The 18,055-nt window shown below is 62.8% G+C and carries 21 protein-coding genes; 10 read left to right on the plus strand and 11 right to left on the minus strand.

Annotation, left to right across the window (positions count from 1 at the left end):
* Position 1 precedes the first annotated feature (1 nt).
* The 4 genes from BMI91_RS06555 to BMI91_RS06570 all read left to right on the plus strand — a co-directional run bounded on the left by BMI91_RS06555 (position 2) and on the right by BMI91_RS06570 (position 3,055).
* Positions 2–652: a FliH/SctL family protein gene (locus tag BMI91_RS06555; protein WP_078604337.1), complete on the plus strand. Its 651-nt coding sequence runs from the start codon at positions 2–4 to the stop codon at positions 650–652.
* The gene (locus BMI91_RS06560; RefSeq protein ID WP_078604338.1) at positions 653–1,054 is read left to right on the plus strand and encodes a FliM/FliN family flagellar motor switch protein; all 402 of its coding nucleotides are present in this window, start codon (positions 653–655) and stop codon (positions 1,052–1,054) included.
* On the plus strand, positions 1,051–1,914 hold the full coding sequence (fliP, locus tag BMI91_RS06565) for a flagellar type III secretion system pore protein FliP (RefSeq protein WP_078604339.1): 864 nt from the start codon (positions 1,051–1,053) through the stop codon (positions 1,912–1,914). Before BMI91_RS06560 ends, fliP begins: the two co-directional genes overlap by 4 nt.
* A gap of 124 nt (positions 1,915–2,038) precedes the next feature.
* Positions 2,039–3,055 carry a flagellar motor switch protein FliG gene (locus BMI91_RS06570; RefSeq protein WP_078521974.1) on the plus strand — a complete coding sequence of 339 codons (1,017 nt, stop codon included), beginning with the start codon at positions 2,039–2,041 and terminating at the stop codon, positions 3,053–3,055.
* A 24-nt stretch (positions 3,056–3,079) separates the two neighbouring features.
* Here BMI91_RS06570 and BMI91_RS06575 read toward each other — a convergent pair whose 3' ends face one another.
* From BMI91_RS06575 to BMI91_RS06605, 7 genes are all read right to left on the minus strand, one after another.
* Positions 3,080–3,907 (minus strand): DUF1217 domain-containing protein, encoded by an 828-nt coding sequence (locus BMI91_RS06575; RefSeq protein ID WP_078604340.1) that lies wholly within the window; start codon positions 3,905–3,907, stop codon positions 3,080–3,082.
* Positions 3,901–4,335, minus strand: coding sequence for a flagellar biosynthesis repressor FlbT (locus tag BMI91_RS06580; RefSeq protein WP_078604341.1), 435 nt, complete (start codon positions 4,333–4,335; stop codon positions 3,901–3,903). The genes BMI91_RS06575 and BMI91_RS06580 overlap by 7 nt, the downstream gene beginning before the upstream one ends.
* Before the next feature lie 15 nt (positions 4,336–4,350).
* A complete protein-coding gene (locus BMI91_RS06585) occupies positions 4,351–4,752 on the minus strand; it encodes a flagellar biosynthesis regulator FlaF (RefSeq protein WP_078602110.1) in 402 nt (133 codons plus the stop codon).
* A gap of 159 nt (positions 4,753–4,911) precedes the next feature.
* On the minus strand, positions 4,912–5,739 hold the full coding sequence (locus BMI91_RS06590) for a flagellin N-terminal helical domain-containing protein (RefSeq protein ID WP_078604342.1): 828 nt from the start codon (positions 5,737–5,739) through the stop codon (positions 4,912–4,914).
* Positions 5,740–5,858: 119 nt separating this feature from the next.
* The gene (locus BMI91_RS06595; RefSeq protein WP_078604343.1) at positions 5,859–6,353 is read right to left on the minus strand and encodes a hypothetical protein; all 495 of its coding nucleotides are present in this window, start codon (positions 6,351–6,353) and stop codon (positions 5,859–5,861) included.
* Entirely contained in the window at positions 6,346–6,663 is a 318-nt protein-coding gene (locus BMI91_RS06600) for a rod-binding protein (RefSeq protein ID WP_078604344.1), read from the minus strand. Before BMI91_RS06600 ends, BMI91_RS06595 begins: the two co-directional genes overlap by 8 nt.
* On the minus strand, positions 6,663–7,766 hold the full coding sequence (locus BMI91_RS06605; protein WP_244176565.1) for a flagellar basal body P-ring protein FlgI: 1,104 nt from the start codon (positions 7,764–7,766) through the stop codon (positions 6,663–6,665). Before BMI91_RS06605 ends, BMI91_RS06600 begins: the two co-directional genes overlap by 1 nt.
* Positions 7,767–7,972: 206 nt before the next feature.
* Here BMI91_RS06605 and BMI91_RS06610 point away from each other — a divergent pair, with 206 nt between their 5' ends.
* The gene (locus tag BMI91_RS06610; RefSeq protein WP_078547203.1) at positions 7,973–8,725 is read left to right on the plus strand and encodes a response regulator transcription factor; all 753 of its coding nucleotides are present in this window, start codon (positions 7,973–7,975) and stop codon (positions 8,723–8,725) included.
* A 9-nt stretch (positions 8,726–8,734) separates the two neighbouring features.
* On the opposite strand, the gene BMI91_RS06615 is transcribed toward BMI91_RS06610, so the two are convergent.
* From BMI91_RS06615 to BMI91_RS06630, 4 genes are all read right to left on the minus strand, one after another.
* Complete coding sequence (locus BMI91_RS06615) at positions 8,735–9,802, minus strand: flagellin (protein WP_078604346.1); 1,068 nt, start codon at positions 9,800–9,802, stop codon at positions 8,735–8,737.
* 12 nt (positions 9,803–9,814) lie between these two features.
* The gene (gene flgK, locus BMI91_RS06620) at positions 9,815–11,227 is read right to left on the minus strand and encodes a flagellar hook-associated protein FlgK (RefSeq protein ID WP_078604347.1); all 1,413 of its coding nucleotides are present in this window, start codon (positions 11,225–11,227) and stop codon (positions 9,815–9,817) included.
* A 27-nt stretch (positions 11,228–11,254) separates the two neighbouring features.
* Positions 11,255–12,553, minus strand: coding sequence for a flagellar hook protein FlgE (locus BMI91_RS06625; RefSeq protein ID WP_078604348.1), 1,299 nt, complete (start codon positions 12,551–12,553; stop codon positions 11,255–11,257).
* A gap of 133 nt (positions 12,554–12,686) precedes the next feature.
* Positions 12,687–14,468 carry a tetratricopeptide repeat protein gene (locus BMI91_RS06630; protein ID WP_078604349.1) on the minus strand — a complete coding sequence of 594 codons (1,782 nt, stop codon included), beginning with the start codon at positions 14,466–14,468 and terminating at the stop codon, positions 12,687–12,689.
* A 143-nt stretch (positions 14,469–14,611) separates the two neighbouring features.
* Here BMI91_RS06630 and flgF point away from each other — a divergent pair, with 143 nt between their 5' ends.
* From flgF to BMI91_RS06655, 5 genes are read left to right on the plus strand one after another with little or no spacing between them, the layout of a single operon-like run.
* Positions 14,612–15,349: a flagellar basal-body rod protein FlgF gene (flgF, locus tag BMI91_RS06635; protein WP_078604350.1), complete on the plus strand. Its 738-nt coding sequence runs from the start codon at positions 14,612–14,614 to the stop codon at positions 15,347–15,349.
* A 23-nt stretch (positions 15,350–15,372) separates the two neighbouring features.
* Positions 15,373–16,158 (plus strand): flagellar basal-body rod protein FlgG, encoded by a 786-nt coding sequence (flgG, locus tag BMI91_RS06640; RefSeq protein WP_078571508.1) that lies wholly within the window; start codon positions 15,373–15,375, stop codon positions 16,156–16,158.
* A gap of 4 nt (positions 16,159–16,162) precedes the next feature.
* Complete coding sequence (gene flgA / locus BMI91_RS06645; protein ID WP_078545138.1) at positions 16,163–16,840, plus strand: flagellar basal body P-ring formation chaperone FlgA; 678 nt, start codon at positions 16,163–16,165, stop codon at positions 16,838–16,840.
* Positions 16,837–17,592: a flagellar basal body L-ring protein FlgH gene (gene flgH, locus BMI91_RS06650; protein ID WP_341853191.1), complete on the plus strand. Its 756-nt coding sequence runs from the start codon at positions 16,837–16,839 to the stop codon at positions 17,590–17,592. The genes flgA and flgH overlap by 4 nt, the downstream gene beginning before the upstream one ends.
* 9 nt (positions 17,593–17,601) lie before the next feature.
* The gene (locus tag BMI91_RS06655; protein WP_146684020.1) at positions 17,602–18,036 is read left to right on the plus strand and encodes a hypothetical protein; all 435 of its coding nucleotides are present in this window, start codon (positions 17,602–17,604) and stop codon (positions 18,034–18,036) included.
* Positions 18,037–18,055: the final 19 nt, after the last annotated feature.

Consider the following 18,055-nt stretch of genomic DNA (forward strand, 5'->3'; position numbering starts at 1 on the left):
GATGACGGTTTTCCAGCGCGATTTCGATGAAGAGATGCAGGCGGAAGATGCCCGCCGCGCCGCCGAACGGCTGAAGGTCTTCACCCAGGCCGATCTCGATGCGGCAGCGGCGGCTGCGCGCGCCGAAGGCTTCGAGGCAGGCCGCGCGCAGGGACGCGATGAGGCCACCGCCGAGATCACGGCATCGCTCGAGGCCCGCCAGACCGAGGCGCTGGAGAAATTCGCCCCCGAGATCGCGACGCTTCTGGGCAATCAGCTGGCCCATCAGGCCGCGCTGGAGCGGCACCTTTGCGGCTTCGCGCTGCGCGTTTGCGAGAAGGTCTTCCCCGAATTCATCGAGAGCTGCTCGACCGCGCGGGTCGAGACGCAGATCCGGCGGGCGATGGAAATCGCGCTGCGCAAACCGCGGCTCACGATCCGCCTCTCCCCCGCCAATGTCGCGAGGCTGACGCCGGTGATCGAGGCCAGCGCCGGGCCGAACAGCCCCGCCCTGAACATCGTCGCGGACCCGGCGCTTGCCGATGGCGGCATTCATGCCGACTGGGATGACGGCGTGATGGACTACAGCTTCGAGACGGTCTGCCGCAGCATCCTCATCGCTCTGCGTCAGACCGTCTCGCCCCAAGCCACACCAATCAGGAAAGCCGTGTAAATGTCCGACAACGATACGCCCGAATCCACGCAACCGCCTGAGACGCCGGAAACCGAAGCGCAGCCGACGCAGGACGAAGCCCGCGCGGCTGCGGCGGAGAGCTTGCTGCACAGCCTCGCCAGCAAGCAGGCCGCGAGCGATGGTGACGGGCAGAACGTCAACGCGATGCTCAATGTCGGGCTCTCGGTTCAGATCGTGCTGGGCCAGAGCCGCATCCCGATCTCGCAGCTTCTTAACCTGAGCCGCGGCTCGGTCATCGAGCTGGAGAAGAAGATCGGCGAGCCGGTGGACGTGGTGATCAATGACCGGCTCGTCGCGCGCGGCGATCTGGTGAAGGTGGGCGAGAACCGCCTCGGCGTCACCCTGACCGAGATCGTCAAAGACTACGTCCCGACACGATGACCACCCTCGCGCAGCGATATTTGACGGCGAAGGCTGGCCTGCCGCTTTTTGTCCTGACCCTCGCCGCGTCGCTCGCGTTCAGCGGCGGCGCCGAGGCGCAGGAGGCGGGCGGCTTGCTTGGCGATCTGGCGCAGGGGCTCAACAACGCCGCCCCGGGCAGCGACGCCGCGGCCAGCCTGAGCGGGCGGATCATCCAGCTGATCGCGCTGATGACCGTGCTGAGCATCGCGCCGGGCGTCCTCGTCGTCATGACCAGCTTCACCCGCTTCGTGATCGTCTTCTCGATGCTCCGCTCCGCTCTGGGACTGAACCAGACGCCGCCGAACATGGTGCTGAGCGCGATGGCGTTGTTCATGACTTTCTTCGTCATGCAGCCGGTCTTCGACGATGCCTGGACCGGCGGGCTGCGGCCGCTTCTGAACAACACGGTGACCGAGGAACAGGCGCTCGTCGGGATCGGCGCGCCGTTCAAGGCCTTCATGTTTGCCAATACGCGCCCGAAGGATCTGAAGCTCTTTGCCGATCTCGTCCGCAACAACGAAGCAGGGCAAAACGCCGAGCCCGCGCCCGAGACACCCGCCCCCGCTACGGCAGAGGAGGCGAGCTGGCGCACCCTCGTGCCCGCCTTCATGATCTCCGAACTGCGGCGCGCCTTCACGATCGGCTTCCTGATCTACCTGCCCTTCATCGCGATCGACCTCATCGTCGCCTCGGTGTTGATGAGCGCGGGCATGATGATGTTGCCGCCGGTGATGATCTCGCTGCCCTTCAAGGTGATCTTCTTCGTACTGATCGACGGCTGGTACATGCTCGCAGGGAGCATGATGCAATCCTATGTTGCCTATGGCGGGGGCGGCTAAGGCTCGGTGCCGCCCCTATCCTTAGAAAACGCCTAACCTCAAAGAATAGAGTGCGATCCTGATTGAGAATACAAGGATAGACTGCTATTCTCGCCGAGACCTCAGAACAGATCGAGCGCCGACGATGAAAACCTCCCGGGATTACAAGAAACTGCGCGGCCCCGAGAAGGCGGCAATCCTTTTCCTCTGCCTTGGGGAGAAGCATGGCGCCGGGCTGATGCAGAGGCTCGACGATTACGACATCCACTCGATCACCCACGCGATCTCGTCTCTGGGTACGATCCCGGCCGATGTCGTGGAAGAGGTGATGAGCGAGTTCATGGAAACCGCAGGCGATGGCGGCGGTATCGTCGGGTCGATGGAAATGGCCCAAAGCATGCTCAAGGGGTTCCTGCCCGAGGATCGGGTGAGCGACATCATGCAGGAGATCCAGGGCCCGCTGGTAGGCCGCAATATCTGGGAGAACTTCTCCGCGCTCAACGAACAGGTCATCGCCAATTACCTGAAGGAAGAGCACGATCAGACGGTCGCGGCGATCCTCAGCAAAGTGAAACCCGAGGTGGCCTCGAAAGTGCTGCCGCTTCTGGGCGAGGAGCGCATGATGGAGGTGCTGGAGCGGATGATCGGCATCGACACCGTGCCGCGCTACGTCTTCCAGAATATCGAGGAGACGCTGCAGAAAGAGTTCATGAGCTCGGCGACGCGCAACACCGGGCCGGACCCGCAGCAGCGCATGGCCGATCTCTTCAACAAGCTCGACAGCAAGCTGTTCGACGACATCACCCAGCGTCTGGAGAAGCGCATCCCGGATGCCTTCGGCGCAATCAAGGCGAAGATGTTCACCTTCGACGATCTGTGCAAGCTCGACCAGCAGAGCCTCGTCAAAGTCATGCGCGGGGTCGAAGGGCAAACGCTTCCGCTCGCCTTGCGCGGGGCGAAGAAGGAGGTGCGCGATTACTTCCTGAGCGCCCTGCCCGCCCGCTCGCGCGACATGCTGAACGAGGAAATGACTGCGATGGGCCCAGTGCGCGGGCGCGAAGTGCAAGAGGCGCAATCCGCGCTGGTGGACTATGCGCTAGAGCTGTCGCGCGATGACGAGATCCGCATCCCGCTCGACGATGATGACGTGATTATCGACTGAGGTCAGCCGCGATCTAAGGCAGGCTTACCGGTAGCGCGAGGCCGAGAAGGTTGCGATCGCGGTCAGATCGAAGGTCGCGGGCACGAACTGGCCCGAGCCGCCCTGCACCGCGCTTTGCATCAGCGTCACCGCAGCATTCCCCGCGCCATTCGTTGCGAAACTCTGCGCATCGGACACGGCGACGAAATGAGAGATCAGATTGTCGACCTCTTTAGGGTCCTTGAGCTTCGTGATGTCGAACTTGTCCTCGAAGATCTGTTTCTGCCGCTCGACATCGAGCTTCACCACGTCATTCGGGATACCGAGGGCCGTGCGCATGAACTGTGCCGTGTCCTTGTCTTTCAGGACCGAATACCACGTTTTGACGCCATCGAGCTTCTGGCGGAATTCGAGCACGGACCCGACGGTCGCGTTCTGCTCGCCTTCACCATTGATGAACTGCCGGCTGACATATTGATCGACGATCTTGTCCTGCCACGCGGTCGAGGAGGTATTCGTATTCGCCGTCCCGCCGTTGGTGAACCCGAGCGCATCGTAGAGCTTGCGGAAGCGCGGATCGGTGAGCTTGTTCACAAGCGAGGTCTTGTCGGCGGAATCGCTCGACAGGATTTCGCGCATCATCGCCTTACCGAACATCTGGTCTTCCAGATCGAAGGCTTTCATCACGAAGCTATAGGCGTCGTAATTGTCCACCAGATCGGCTGCAGTGTGGATATTGGCGATATTCTCGCGGAAACGGCTGATCGCGCGGGCATGTTGCGGCTCTTTCGCCAGCTGATCGAGCTGCTTGGATTGAGTCCGGTCGATCAGGTTCAGCGCGAGGCGGCTGCTCATTCCCGAAATCGTCAGCATTCTTCCCCCTCCAGCGCCACCGCCGGGCTCGCATCTCCGGAGAGGCGCGCGAAAAGTTCCTCTTCGCGTCGCATGACCGGGCGCAGCGCGCTCAACGCCTTGTAGTAATCGCCCTGGGAGACCCAGTTCGCTGCCTCGAAGACGCCGCCGACCACGGGGGCACTGAAAATCGTGGCAAGATCGGCAAGCTTTTCCTGAACAACCGGCACCAGCGTGTCGCGCGTATCGGCGCGGATCAGCGCCGTCTGAATCAGGAAGTAGGCCTGCTTCACCGGGGTCGGCTCGCAGTTTTCATCCAGCAAATCTTCGGCCCGGATCACGTCGGCGGTGTTCTCGATCTGAAGCGTCTGGCGACGGTTGGCATTTCGGATCACGCATCCATTGACCACGATCCGCTCGTTCGGTTTCAACGTCAGTCGTAATGCCATGATCCGCGCCCCTTCTTATTCCGCAGCCACCGGCTCGCCAGCGTCGCCGCTGAGCCCACGGATGATGTTGCGATTCACCTCGACGAGGGGCGAGACCGTGCCACCGCCACCCATCACGACTTGCGTCTCCCGCTCGACCCAGAGCGCGAGAGAAATCAGCGCCGCTTTCAGCTCGGCGGGGAACTGGTTCGCCGGCTCCGCGAGGTCATCGCGCAGTGCGGTCCAGATGCGCTCGTTCTCCCAGAGCGCAGTGCGCAGACCCTGCGCGAGGACCGCCCCTCGCCCGGCCTGCGACGCGCTGTCATAGTCGGCCAGAAAGGCTTCCAGCTCGCCGGTGACGCGGGACAGGATACGACGCTCGATCTGCCGCGGAGACTCGGTTTCGGAAATGGTTCGCTTATACGCGGCGACGCTCATGCAAGCTCTCCTCTCGATATTCTTTTCTTCTCTTTCGCCGAACTTAGCACGGCGCGGTTAAAGGCGTTTTTAAACTTTGCCGGAAAAGACAACCCAAGCGCGGCAAAAGAAAAGGCCCCGCAACATACGGGGCCTTTCCATTCAGTTCATCGCCACGATTTAGCGGAACAGGCTCAGAAGGTTCTGAGGGCCCTGGTTCGCAATCGAGAGCGACTGCGTCGCGAGCTGCTGCTGGACCTGGTAGGACTGCAGGCGAGCCGCCTCCTTCTCCATGTCCGCATCGACCATGTTGCCGACACCGGTGTCGAGCTTGTCGGTCAGCTTGCCGAGGAAGTCCTGCTGGGATTCCAGCGACTTCTCCGCAACACCGAGCGAGGTCGCGTTGTCGATGGCCGTCGACAGGGCGCTTTGGGCGCTCGTCAGCGCGCTGGTCAGAACCGCCGCCGAACCACCAGAGATATCGATCCCGCTCAGCGTCGCCTGAAGCGTAGAGAGATCGACCGCCTGGAAGGTCATCGACGTGGTCGCGAAGGAACCGCTTGCGCGGCTGATCCCGGTGACGACCGTCACGTTGGCCGAACCGTCGACGAGGCTGTCGCCGTTGAAGGTCGCCTGGCTGATCGTGGTGCCGATCTGATCGACGATGCTGCGCAGTTCCTTCTGGACCGCAGCATGATCAACCGCGTCGCCCTGAGCGAACGAAACACGTTCGACGAACTGCTGGGCGAGATCCTTCACCGACTCTGCACCAAGACGCGCGGTCGAAACCGAGTTCTTGGTCAGGGTCAGACCTTCGTTGATCGACTTGTACATGCCGCTGTCGCTGTTCATCGATTCCGAGATCGAGAAATACGCGGCATTGTCTTTCGCCGAGTTGATCTTCTTGCCGGTCGAAATGCGGTTCTGCGTGTCTTCGAGACCCTTGTTGACCCCACGGAGGGTCGCAAGAGCATTCATCGCGGAGGTATTGGTAAGAATGGACGACATTTCTAGTCACTCCTCATTCTGAAAGATATTTGTTTTCGTCTTCTGACAGAAAAACGGCGCGAGCCGTGGAGAGGAATTTTGGGCCGAAGATTAAGCGCAGGTTAACGAATGCAGGAAACCTAGAATTCCCTATCGATATGCATCTGCGGACCGTCCTGTCCTGTGACCGGTTTGCCACTCTTTCCATAGAGGCCATCGAGACTGTGCCGGTTCCGGATCTTCTCGATCTCGCGCACGATCTCGCGGGTCGCCTCGGACATCCGCGACAGTAGAACGCTATTGTCCTGCACGGCGGTCTTCAGTTGGCGGAGCTTTTCGCGAAGCGCGGGCGCAGCATCCTCAGACGCTTCGAGGAATGGCTCGATCACGGGGATCTTCAACTCGATCCGCTTCAGCAGGTCCGCCTTGCGATCATAAAGCTCGGTGACGCGATCCAAATGCCCCGCCTCGACCGCCGCGATTTCCTCATGCAACAGATCGAGCGTCGCATCGATATTCGCCTCGAAAGCGGCGAGGTTGGCGTCGTCTTGTTCCGTGAGGACAGGACCCTCGGCGGAAATTTCGCGCCGGGCCTGCATGCGCTTGCGAAAACGCGACGGGGTCTCGTCAGCCATGGTCATCTCCGTTCGAGTTGTAGACGCCGATCATCCGCTCGACGCTCTGCGCGATCCCGGTCCGACCGGAGGCGGCGATCTCGTCGGCGATGCCGCGTGCGAGGAAGGACTTCCACATCTCCTCGGCGTGGCCACCATCGAGACCGCCCATCTTCACGGTTTTCATCATCTCGCCCACGGCCTGCTGCAGGAAGGTCGCCTCGAAATTCTTGGCGATCTCCTTCGCGTCCTGCGTCTTTGCACCGGTAGCGGCAGGCGCGTTGAGCGATGCGGCCGAAAGCGACGGCTTCGACGGATCGAGCGGATTCATCAGATGATCTCCAGATCGGCATGAAGCGCACCCGCGGCCTTGATCGCCTGCAGGATCGAGATCGTCTGCCGCGCGCCCACGCCAATCGCATTGAGGCCGTCCACGAGGTCCTGAAGGCTGACATCGCCCCCCTGGAGCACGCTGAACTGGGTGTTCCTCTCTTCGACCTGCACATCCGTTTCGGGCACTACGACAGTCTCCCCGATAGAGATCGGCTTCGGCTGGCTGACCGCGTAGCTTTCCTTGACCTTCACGGTCAGACCGCCCTGACTGATCGCGACCTGATCGATCCGAACATTCGAGCCGATCACGATGGTCCCGGATTTCTCGTCGACCACCACCTTGGCAACGGAGTCGGGCGTGACGGGCAGGTTTTCGATCATCGCCAGCAGCTCCGGCACGCCGTATTTGCCCTTCGCCTGCACCTCGATGGTGGAGGGGTCGAGCATCTGCGCGGTGTTGTGGCCCAGCTTGTCGTTGATCACCCCGGCGACGCGCGATGCGGTCGTGAAATCGGGCTCGCGGAGGGACAGGCGCACGGAATTCATCGAGTTCAATTCGAATGCGATTTCCTTCTCGACGATGGCGCCGTTCTCCATCCGCGCGACGGTCGGCACGCCGTCCACGATGCTCGCCGCATTGCCCTTCGCACTATAGCCCGCGACCGAGATCGGCCCCTGCCCCACGGCGTAGATCTCGCCATCCGCCCCGACGAGCGGCGTCACGATCAGCGTGCCGCCGCGCAGGCTGTCCGCATTGCCGAGCGAGGAGATCGTCACGTCGATCGTCGAACCACGGCGGGCGAAGGGCGGCAGCTTTGCCGTCACCATCACCGCGGCCGTGTTCTTCGTCTTGATCGCATCGCCGGAGAGATTGCCGACCCCGAGCCGTTCGAGCATCCCCTCGATCGACTTCTTGGTGAAGGGGCTGCCGTTGAGGGTGTCGCCGGTGCCGTTCAGGCCGACCACGAGACCGTAGCCCACGAGCTGGTTCTCGCGCACGCCTTCGAAACTGGCGATATCCTTGATGCGAACCTGTGCGGCGGCCGGGATCGCGCAGAGCGTCCCTGCAATGACGGAGAGCGCGACGAGCGCCCCACGCACCCCGGCGCGAGAAAACGACGCCCGATTACCTTTTCGGCGCAAAGAAGCAAGCATAGTTTCCTCACATCACCAGCACATTCCGCCAAATTAAAGCAAAACATAAATAGTGTCCAATATAAATCAGTACTATTCTTGACTAATCCTTTGTGGCAACTTAGCGTGATCTTGCCGCTTGTGCGAGAAACTTGCCCGGGATGGAGGCCTGCATGAATATTTACGTCTTTGAGCCTCGCGATGGCCGCGTTCGCGGCCTGCTCAGCGAGCTGGAGAGCGTTGGGCTGCAACCCGTCCTCGTCCCCGCATCCTTCTTCGCGTCCGATCTCAGCACGCTGAACCAGAAGGGCGTCGACACGCGGGCGATCCTGATCGGCGACTGCCCGGAAGTGACCGACTATATCCGGGCCATCCGGAGTTGCGGCTGCCGCAATCCGGTTCTGGTGATGCGCGATTTCAAGAACTCACGCGATGCCTCGGAAGCGCTCGATGCCGGGGCCGACGACGTCATGGTCAGCCCGATCAAGGGGATCGAGGCACTGTCGCGGATCAACTCGATCATCCGCCGCTCCTATGGCCACGCTGCCGAGAGCATCAGTGTCGGCGAGATCACCGCCTTCTTCGACGGGCGCGATCCGCTGGTCTCCGGCGCGCGGCTGAAGCTGTCGAACCGTGAGCACGCGATCTTCCAGCACCTGGCGCTTAACGCGAACAAGGTGATTGCGAAAGGCGCGATCTATGACGCGGTCTACGGGATGAGCGACGACCAGCCCTTCGACAAGGTCATCGACGTCTATATCTGCAAGCTGCGCAAGAAGATCGCCGATGCGGCCGATAGCGGCCACCAATATATCGAGACGGTCTACGGTCGTGGCTACAAGTTCAGCGAGCTGGAAAGCACGAGAGACGTGAAGCTCGCAGCCTATGAGCAAACCGACGCGCGGGGCACGGTAGCCGCGCGATAAACGCGCGGCTCAGAGATAATTCAGGATCGACAGTTTCGACATCTGCGCGGCTACGCTGTAGCTCGCGCTGAGTTGCGTCTGGAGCGCGGTCATCCGGGTCGCGGCCTCATAGGGATCGACCGAGACGTAATCCGACAGACGACTGTTCAGCACCGAATCCATCGATTGCTGCTGCGTGAGTTTGATGTCGAGCCGCTTCTGCTTCGCACCCAGCGCAGTCTCGGAATTGCGCAGCCCTTCGACGCCATCGCTCAGCGCTTTGACGCCGGCTGCCACCCAGCTTTTATAGGCATCCTGATCAGTGATCTTCGACACGTCGGTCGAAGCGAACAACGCAAGCCCCTTGATCAGGTTGCGGAACTCGGGATCGTCCGCCTGCATCCCGTAATCGAGCGTCTCGCCATCCCCGATCAGCGCCGTTTTGCGCGGCGTCCCGGCTGTCGCATCGCCCTGGAAGAAGGTCGAGCTGTAGCGTTTGGCCGGATCGGCATTGGTGTCATCGAACACGCTGTCGATCTGCGACAGCATCGCCGCGGCCTGGGTCGCATCTGCGGGGCCGCTGCCCACGATCCCCGACAGGACATCCCCCGCCGAGAGACCCGTCGCACCGTTCGTCGCGTCATAGCCCCGCAGCGCTGCCTTGTCCGAAGCCACCCCGGAGAACAGATGCTCCCCGTCGAGCGAGACATTCAGGCTCGTCATGATGGTGTCGAGGGCGGCGCGCGCGCTTTGCTGCAGGGTCGCCGCCGAAGCGCCGGGGCGCTCGAGGTTCCCGACGGCGAGACCGAGCACATCCTGCGCCGCCCCGCGCGCCGTCGACGCGCTGGATGCGATCATATCCAGCTTGCTCCCGAGGAGCTTGTTCGAGGTAATGAAATGCGAGTTGGTCGTCGCGCGATCTTCCAGCGCGAGCACGAAGGCCGATTTCGCCCCCATATCCGCATAGACATCGGATTTGCGGCCGGTCGCGACCTCGTCGCTCGTCCGTTGCAGCTCTGCCGTGGTGCGGCTGACCGATCGCCGCGAGATCAAGCTCATCTGCAAGGTCGACAGCGAATTCCGGATTAGGGGGATCATCGTTCAGTCTCCTCAGACGGCTTCGAGCAGCGTATCCATCATCTTCATGACGGCAGTCATCATCTTTGAATTCGCGGCATAGCTTTGCTGAATCGTTATCAGCTTCTGCATCTCATCGTCGATGTTCACACCCTGAATGCCCTGGCGCGTGCCGTTCACCGTCTCGGCGGCGGTGCGCGCGGCGGCAAACCGTTCCTGAGCACGGGTGCCCTCGAATTCCTGCGCCGAGATCATGTTGCTGCCGTAATCGCGCAGCGACAGCGACGTCTCCAGCCCCGTGCCCGGGTCCGCCGAAAGCGGATCGTCGAACATCGAAACGAAGGCTTCGATCTGGGTCGAGTCGCCTGCGGCACCCGGCGCGGTGGCGCCGATCCCGTCGCGCAGGCGCGACAGCTGCCCGCCCTGCGCCGGGTCCACCGCCGCATTGACCGAAATCCGACCCGCCAACCCTTGGAGATTTGCGGGATCGTAGGCCGCGCCTGCATCCGTGAAGAGCCCCGCCTGCCCCGGCGCGAGCGAGGCATCCGCACTCTCGAAGCCCTGCACGAGCCCCCGCGCCATCTCATCGAGCTGAAGCTGGAAGCGCGGCAGAACGTCTTTCTTCACTGCGAACAGACCGGCGAGACTGCCATTCTGGAAGCCGCGCGCGTCGGTAGAGTCCGGGGTGATCTCCGTCTTGCCTGCGAACAGCTTTCCGGCCACCTGATCATAGGTAATGTAGCTGGCCTGATTCCCATCGACGAGCGGCGTGCCCCCGGCCGTGTAGAGCGTCGCGCGCCCGTCGGTGGAACGGCGTACCTGCATGTCGATCAGCTTCGACGCCTTTTCCACCAGCACATCCATCCGGTCCCCCAGATCGGCTGCACCGAGCGAGCCGGGTGGCGCGTCCGAGATCTGCTTGTTGAGCGAGGTGATCTTGTGCAGCGTCTCGTTGAAATCGGAGACGTCGTATTTGATCTCCATATCGACCTCGCCACCGACCCGCGCGAGCATGACGCTGCTTTGGTTCAGCGAGGTCACCATCTCCTGCGCGGAGGCCGCCACGCCATTTTGCGCGGCGTTGCTGCCGGGATTGTTCACCAGCGCGATCATCGAGCTGCGCAGGTCGGTCAGCCGGTCCGCGGGCGACAGACCGTCGCCCGGCTGACCGAGGGTCGCGGTATATTCGCCCACCGCCTCGTAGATCGCCTGCTCGCGCGCCATCGCCGAGGAATGCTGCCGATACATGCGGTTGAGCGAGGCGTCGACTTCGCGCCGCGCCTCGCCGGTTTGCACGAGGCCACCCGAGGTCGTGACCTGCGGCAACTCCTTGCGCACATAGCCTTCGGTGCTCGCATTCGCGATGTTGCGCGAGGTCGCTTCCGATTGCATCTGCGCCGTGCGCAGACCGCTCGTGCTCGCCTGGAGGGCGCCCGTGAGGCTCATCGGCTTACTCCGTTCTCAGCGTGACGATCAGCGTTTGAGACGCGTGGTCTCGTCGAGCATCTCGTCCATCGTGGTGACGATCTTCGCGTTGGTGGAATAAGCGCGCTGGGTGCGGATCAGATCGCTCAATTCCTGCGCGATATCGACATTCGACCCTTCAAGCGTCCCCGAGGAAATCGTGCCCACCGGGCCCTCGTTCGCCTTGTGGATCGTGAAGTCGCCACTGTTGCGGGTCAGCCGATAGGCGTCGCCATCGACCTCCTGCATCCCGTTCGGGTTCGCCACATGGGCGAGCGGGATCTTGTAGAGCGCCTGCCGCTGGCCGTTATCGAAGATCCCGTACATCGTGCCGGTATCATCGACCTCCATCCGGGTCAGCGCGCCGGCGGACGAGCCGTCGGTGTCGAATTTCTGCGGGGTGAAATCACCAGCGAACTGAGTCATCCCGTCGAAGCTGTTCAGCGCACCGAGCCCGACGTCGATCGGCTGGGTCGTGCCACCGTCATTCATCGTCAGGCTCATGACGCCCGTGGTCGTGTCCATCGAGAAGGCACCGGGTGCCGTGGCGAGATTGGTCACGCCGGAATAGCTGACCGGGGCGCCCGCATTCGGCCCGCTGGCGGCGAAATCGACCGTGACCTGACCGTAGGGAACGCCGTCGCCATCGGACACGGTGACGTCCCACTGGTTCTGGGTCGCGGTCGGCTGCCAGGAATATTCGAGCCGCTTCGCCGCACCGAGCGGCGTGAAATATTGCGAGGACGAGGTGAAGGGCGCGCCCGGCGTCGCGTTTCCGGTTTCCTGCGAGGGCAGATTGCCTTGCACGCTGACCGTGGTCGTCGCCTTCGCGCTCAGCGTTGCATCGGTCACGTTCACCGTCTTCAGCCCATTGAAGCTGTTGCCGTCGATCGAGCCGAGCGTGCCGTCGGTATAGGGGTAGCCCGAGAGGAAATAGCCTGCCGAATTGACAAGATCGCCATTCTCGTCGGGCTTGAACGACCCGGCGCGCGTCAGGACGTAATCGGACTCGACGCTCGTATTGGCTCTGTCAGACACGACGAAGAACCCGTTCCCGTTCACCGCGAAATCGGTTGCGGAACTGGTGGGGATCACCGCCCCCCCGTTCGTCACGTCGGAGGACACGACAGCATTGACGCCCGAGGGTGCATCGAGCCCGCCGCTCGGCGTCATGGTCACCATCTGGGCGAAGCTGCGCTTGTAGCCCGTGGTATTCGCATTCGCGATATTCTCGGAAATTTCGCCAACGGCGACGGAGTTTGCGTTCAGGCCGCTCACGCCGGTCTGCATCGCGCTCGAAATACTCATGGTTTTATCCTCTCATGTCCGAAGAGAAGGGGGTCCTATCTAGGAGATATGCGACTGATGTTTAACTGGAGTTAAAAATATCTGCGTTTTGTCTTTGACGATGTTGGTGAGGGGCAATGCATAGCAAAGATATCTACCCGCCAGCTTGCTTCGCCTCCGACCCAACCATCTCAAGCGCGTCATTCGCCTTGCGCAGCCGGTCCCGCGCAGCCGAGTCCATCAGTGGGCTGAGCTTGGCGGGCTCCGCCAGAAGGCTTGCGACGAGCTTGTTCAGATCCTCACGCCCCGCCAGACGCGGGAAGACCTCGGCAACGCTGCGGGCGGTGGTCAGGTCGCCCGACCGGTAGGCGGCCAGCAGCAACTCGACCGCGTCGGTCTCGGAGAAATCGTCCGGGGCCTTCTTCCACAACTCGCGATAGGACTGGGTCGCCGCCTTCCAATCGCCCTTCTTCCAGTGGAGCCGCGCCTGAAGCCGCAGATGATCGGCCGAGTGCGAGGTCACCTTGGCCTCCAAGGCCGCGTCGGTCTTCCCGGCCTCGGCCAGAACGCGGGCTTGTAGCGCGTTGAACTGGTTCAGCTCCTGCGCATCGGCGGGGCGCTCGGAGGCCTCCAACACCTTGGCAGCGCGGGCGAATTGCCCCCCGCGCGCAAGCGCCTCCGCCTCGCGCAGCGCCAGATAAGCCATCCTGTCTTGCGACACCGCCTCGGGGTTGTCCTTGCGCTGTGCGCTCAGCGCTTCCCGGATCTTGCGATATTCCGTGGCGGCCTGCGTCGTCGCGCCCAGCTCCAGCAGGCGATCCGCGTATTGCTCGGCATAGGCCTGAAAATCGGGACGGACCTCGTAATAGGCCTCCAACCGCTGATGCCCCTCGGCAAAATCCGTGAGCGAAATCTTCCCCGCCGCGCCCTTCGCATAAAACGCCTTGAGCAGCTTGTCGGCGGCCTGCGCCGCCGCGCGCGCCTGCGGACGCTCGGGAAACCGGGTAAGGATCTCGCCATAGGCAATCAGCGCATCCACATCGTGGCCGGAAGTCTCGCCCAGATGCGCGCGCTGTTCGAGCGCCTGAAGGTCGAACCTGTCGCCGCGCCACGCAAGGTTAGCCTCGGCGAGCATCGACAAACCTTGGTCGGGCGTCAGCGCTCCATGCTCGAGCCCCAAACTGACCAACGCAAGCCGCGCCCGCTGCGCGTAACGATCCTGCCCCTTCGCCGCTTCGCGATACGCGGCATAGGCCTTGTCGGGATGATGCGATTGCTCCGCCACTCGCCCAATAAGGAAGCTATAGACAGGCTGCGATTTCAGCTCGGGGTAGTTATCGAAATCCCGGCTCAGCCGCTGGGCCAGCGGCCATTTCCTGACCGCGATCGCGCCTTCCAGAAGCGCGGGCAGGCAGGCCTCGACGAAAACGGGCGGATTGGTCGGAAGTCGGTCAGCCGCACCCGCGAGATTGCCTTCAAGCTCTACCGCGTCGCCCTGCGTGATCGCGTTCAGCGCCGCCCAGAGGTGATAGTCCTGCCAGTTCGCCCAGTCGGCATTCGGCAGGAGGGTGCCAGTCGGCACCCCCGTCCCTTCCATGATGCTGAACCCGGCCGCAATCGCGCGCCAGCGAGCCTGCTCTGCCGGGATCAAACCGTCGGGCATCTCGTCGCCCAGCAGCGAGCGCCCCTCGGGAAGCATGACATGGGCGAGATAGAATTCCGCAAGATCGAGCCGCGCAATGGCGCGCGAGGGTCCCGGCTCGGCTGCGGCAACGCCAGCGGCCAGCGCATCGCGATCCGCTAGGAACCCCGCCTGTGTGTATTGCGCGAAATCGAAAGGAGGAGGCGCGGGCAGCGTCTCCGCCGCAGCGCCGCCGCACAGAAGACAGAGCGCCAAAACGCCGCCCATGAAGGGAAAACCGCCTCGCAATTCCATCACCTCTTGCCCAAACGCATCAGAATTCCTTTGCGTATTAAAGAATAGTATTGATTATTCTAAGATTAGCAAACATTATTGAGTGGAAATTGGCAGCGATCCAAGCACAAAGCCACAAGATCCATTCTCGCGGACGGAAATTCATGGATAGCTCAAATTACGTCTCTCTATCCCTCGCCTCGACGCTGTGGCGCAGCCTCGACATTTCGGCCAACAACATGGCCAATGCCAACACGGCTGGCTTCAAGGCGGAACGCTCGCTGACCGAGAGCTACAACTCGAAGGGCAATGCGGGCCCCGAGGATGACGTGAGCTACGTGCTCGACAAGGGCTCCTATCTCGATGACCGCCAGGGCTCGCTGACCAAGACGTCCAACCCGCTCGATGTCGCGCTGAACGGGGACGGCTGGCTCGCCTATACCACGCCCGAGGGCCAGACGGCGTTTGGCCGCGACGGGCGGCTGGCCGTAGACCCGCAGGGCAATCTCGTGACGCTGACGGGCAATAAGGTTCTCGACCGGGGCGGCGCGCCGATCGCGATCCCGCCGGGCGAGAAGATCACGATCTCCCGCGACGGCACGATCTCGGGGCCCAATAGCGGCACCATCGGCACGCTGGGCATGTTCACCGTGCCCGACATCCAAAGCTTCAACCGGCTGGGCGGCGGCCTCTTTGCCGCGCCCGGAGGTGCCGCCCCCGCCTTCACCCCGTCTGACACGACGCAGGTCGCGCAGGGCTTCGTTGAGGAGAGCAATGTTCAACCGGTGGTCGAGATGACCCGGATGATGGACATCCAGCGCTCCTACGAGCGGGCGGTGAAGTTGATGGATGAACAGAACACCCTTCGTCAGGAAACACTGCGCAGGCTTGGCAAAGTCTGACCGGCGCGAAAAGGAGCTGAACCATGAGAGCACTTGGAATTGCCGCGACGGGGATGCTGGCCCAGCAGACCAATGTGGACGTGATCTCGAATAACATCGCGAACGCGAACACCACCGGCTACAAGAGCAGCCGCGCCGCGTTTCAGGATCTGGTCTACCAGTCGCTGCAACGCGAAGGCTCGCTGACCTCCGCCGACGGGACCGCGCGCCCTGTAGGCGTCGATATCGGCCTCGGCGTGCAAAGCGCGGGCGTGGTGCGGCTCAACACGCAAGGCGGTCTGGTGCAGACCGAAAACCAGCTCGATCTCGCGATCGACGGCGGCGGGTACTTCACCCTCAACATGCCCGATGGCAGTCAGGCCTACACCAGGGCCGGCACCTTCCAGCTGAGCCCCGAGGGCCAGATCGTGTCGATGGACGGCTATGAGGTCGCGCCCGGCATCAACGTTCCAGCCAACACCACCAATGTCGAGATCAACCAGCAGGGCCTCGTGATGGCTTATGTCGGCAAAGACCCGACCCCGGTGCAGATCGGCCAGATCACGATGTCGACCTTCGTCAACGAGGCGGGGATGAAACCGCTGGGCAACAACCTTCTACAGGCGACGACCGCCTCGGGCGATCCGACCGAGGCGCTGCCGGGCGATCCGGGCGTCGGCATCCTGCGTCAGGGTTACCTTGAGAGCTCCAACGTCAACATCATCCAGCAGATCACCGACCTGATCTCGGCGCAGCGCGCCTATGAGATGAACTCCAAGGCGATCGAGACGGCCGACCAGATGATGTCCACCTCGAACCAGATCAAGTGATGCCATGATCCCGAAATTCGCCTCTGCGACTGCCGTTCTCGCCACGCTCGTCACCGCGCTTCTCGCCGGTCCCGCGAGCGCGGAATCCGTGCGGGTACTCATCGCCGAGAAGGCGGAGCAGTCCTGGGGCCTCGAGATGCCGCCGAGCGGCCATTTCGAGATCACGCTGCAAGACAGCGATCCGGGCGACGCAGAGATGATCAGCGATTTCTGGATGGACCGCTCCACGGGGCAGTTTCTCGCGAATGCGGTGGAGGCGTCGGGCGACGTGCGCCGCCTCGCGGGGCTTGCACTGCTAAACGTGCCCGTTCCTGTCCCGACGCAGCAGATCCTCCCCGGCGCGATCCTGTCGGGCGACGATTTCCAGATGGTCGACCTCCCCTATGGCCAAGTCGGCGCCTATGCCGTGACACAGCTCGACCACCTGGCCGGGATGCAGGTTCGGCGCGTCTTGGCGCGCGGACGCCCGGTGATGAGCCAGTCGATCACCGAGCCAGTCATCATCTCGCGCGGCGACCCGGTCTCGATCGAATATTCGAAAGGCCCGATGTCGCTGACCGCGCCCGGCAAGGCGATCTCCGACGCCCATGCGGATCAGTCGGTGCGCGTGGTCAATCTCGTAAGCAACAAGATTGTCGAAGGCATCGCCAAGCCCGACGGCAAAGTGGAGATTCAGAAGTGAGACATCCGTTCTACATCCTGCCGATGCTCGCGCTGGCCGCCTGCGGTCCCGGCACGGCCTTCGAGCGCGACCCGAAAGTGAGCGACATGGTCGTCGATGGAGACACGATCCCAGAAGTGAACCGGGTCAGCGTTCCGATGCCGCCACTGGAGCCTACGCGCATACCGCAACGGGCCGAGGCCGCGTCGCTCTGGCAGACCGGCTCCACCGGCTTCTTCGGCGATCAGCGCGCCGACAAGGTGGGCGACCTGCTGACCGTCGATATCGACATCAACGACGAGGCGCAGCTTCAGAACGCTTCCCAGCGCAGCCGCGACGGCAGCCAGAGCGTCGGCTTCCCGACCTTCCTCGGCTATGGCGGCAAGATCGCGAAGATCCTGCCCGGCGTCAGCGAGAAAGACCTGCCCACGGGCAGCAACATCGTCGATCTCAGCTCGCAATCGACCTCCAACGGAAGCGGCTCGATCAAGCGCAACGAGACGATCAGCCTCAAGGTCGCAGCCCTCGTGATCCGGAAGCTGCAAAACGGGAATTTCGTGATCGCCGGACGCCAGGAGGTGAAGGTCAATCACGAGCTGCGCGAATTGCGTGTGGCCGGGATCATCCGTCCCGAAGACATCCGGATGGACAACACCATCCCCTACGAGAAGATCGCCGAGGCGCGCATCTCCTATGGCGGGCGCGGCCAGATCAGCAAGGTGCAACAGCCCCGCTACGGGGAAGACGCGCTCGACGTCGTCCTGCCCTACTGAGCGCGACCGATGCCGCGCTGGAGAACACTCGTGCTGCTCATAGTGGTGGTGCCGATCGTCGCGGCGGGCCTGGGCTATCTTGGCGGCAGCCAGATCGCGCCGGGGCCCAAAGCGCCCGAAGCCCCGCCCGAGCCTGCCCCGCGCGACATCGCGTTGGGGGCGATCACGGTTCCGATCTTCCGGGCCCGCGAGGTCAGCTATCTGACGGTCGATGTGACGCTGGTGCTGAAGGGCAAAGAGCTTCCCGATGGTCCGGCGCTCGTGCCAAAACTGCGCGACGAGACGCTCGATCTGCTGACCAGACTCGCGGATAATCGGATCTTCGACCCCGATACGGTCACGCCTGACGAGCTCGTCCCGCTGCTCGAGCGTGGCCTCAAGGACCGTGTGTCCGGCTTAGAGGCGGCGAAGGCGAACAGCGCGGCGCCATTCAAGCAAGGATAGGAAAGCCCCCGCCGCGCAC

This window comes from Thioclava sediminum (assembly GCF_002020355.1).
GTDB classification, from domain to species: Bacteria; Pseudomonadota; Alphaproteobacteria; order Rhodobacterales; family Rhodobacteraceae; genus Thioclava; species Thioclava sediminum.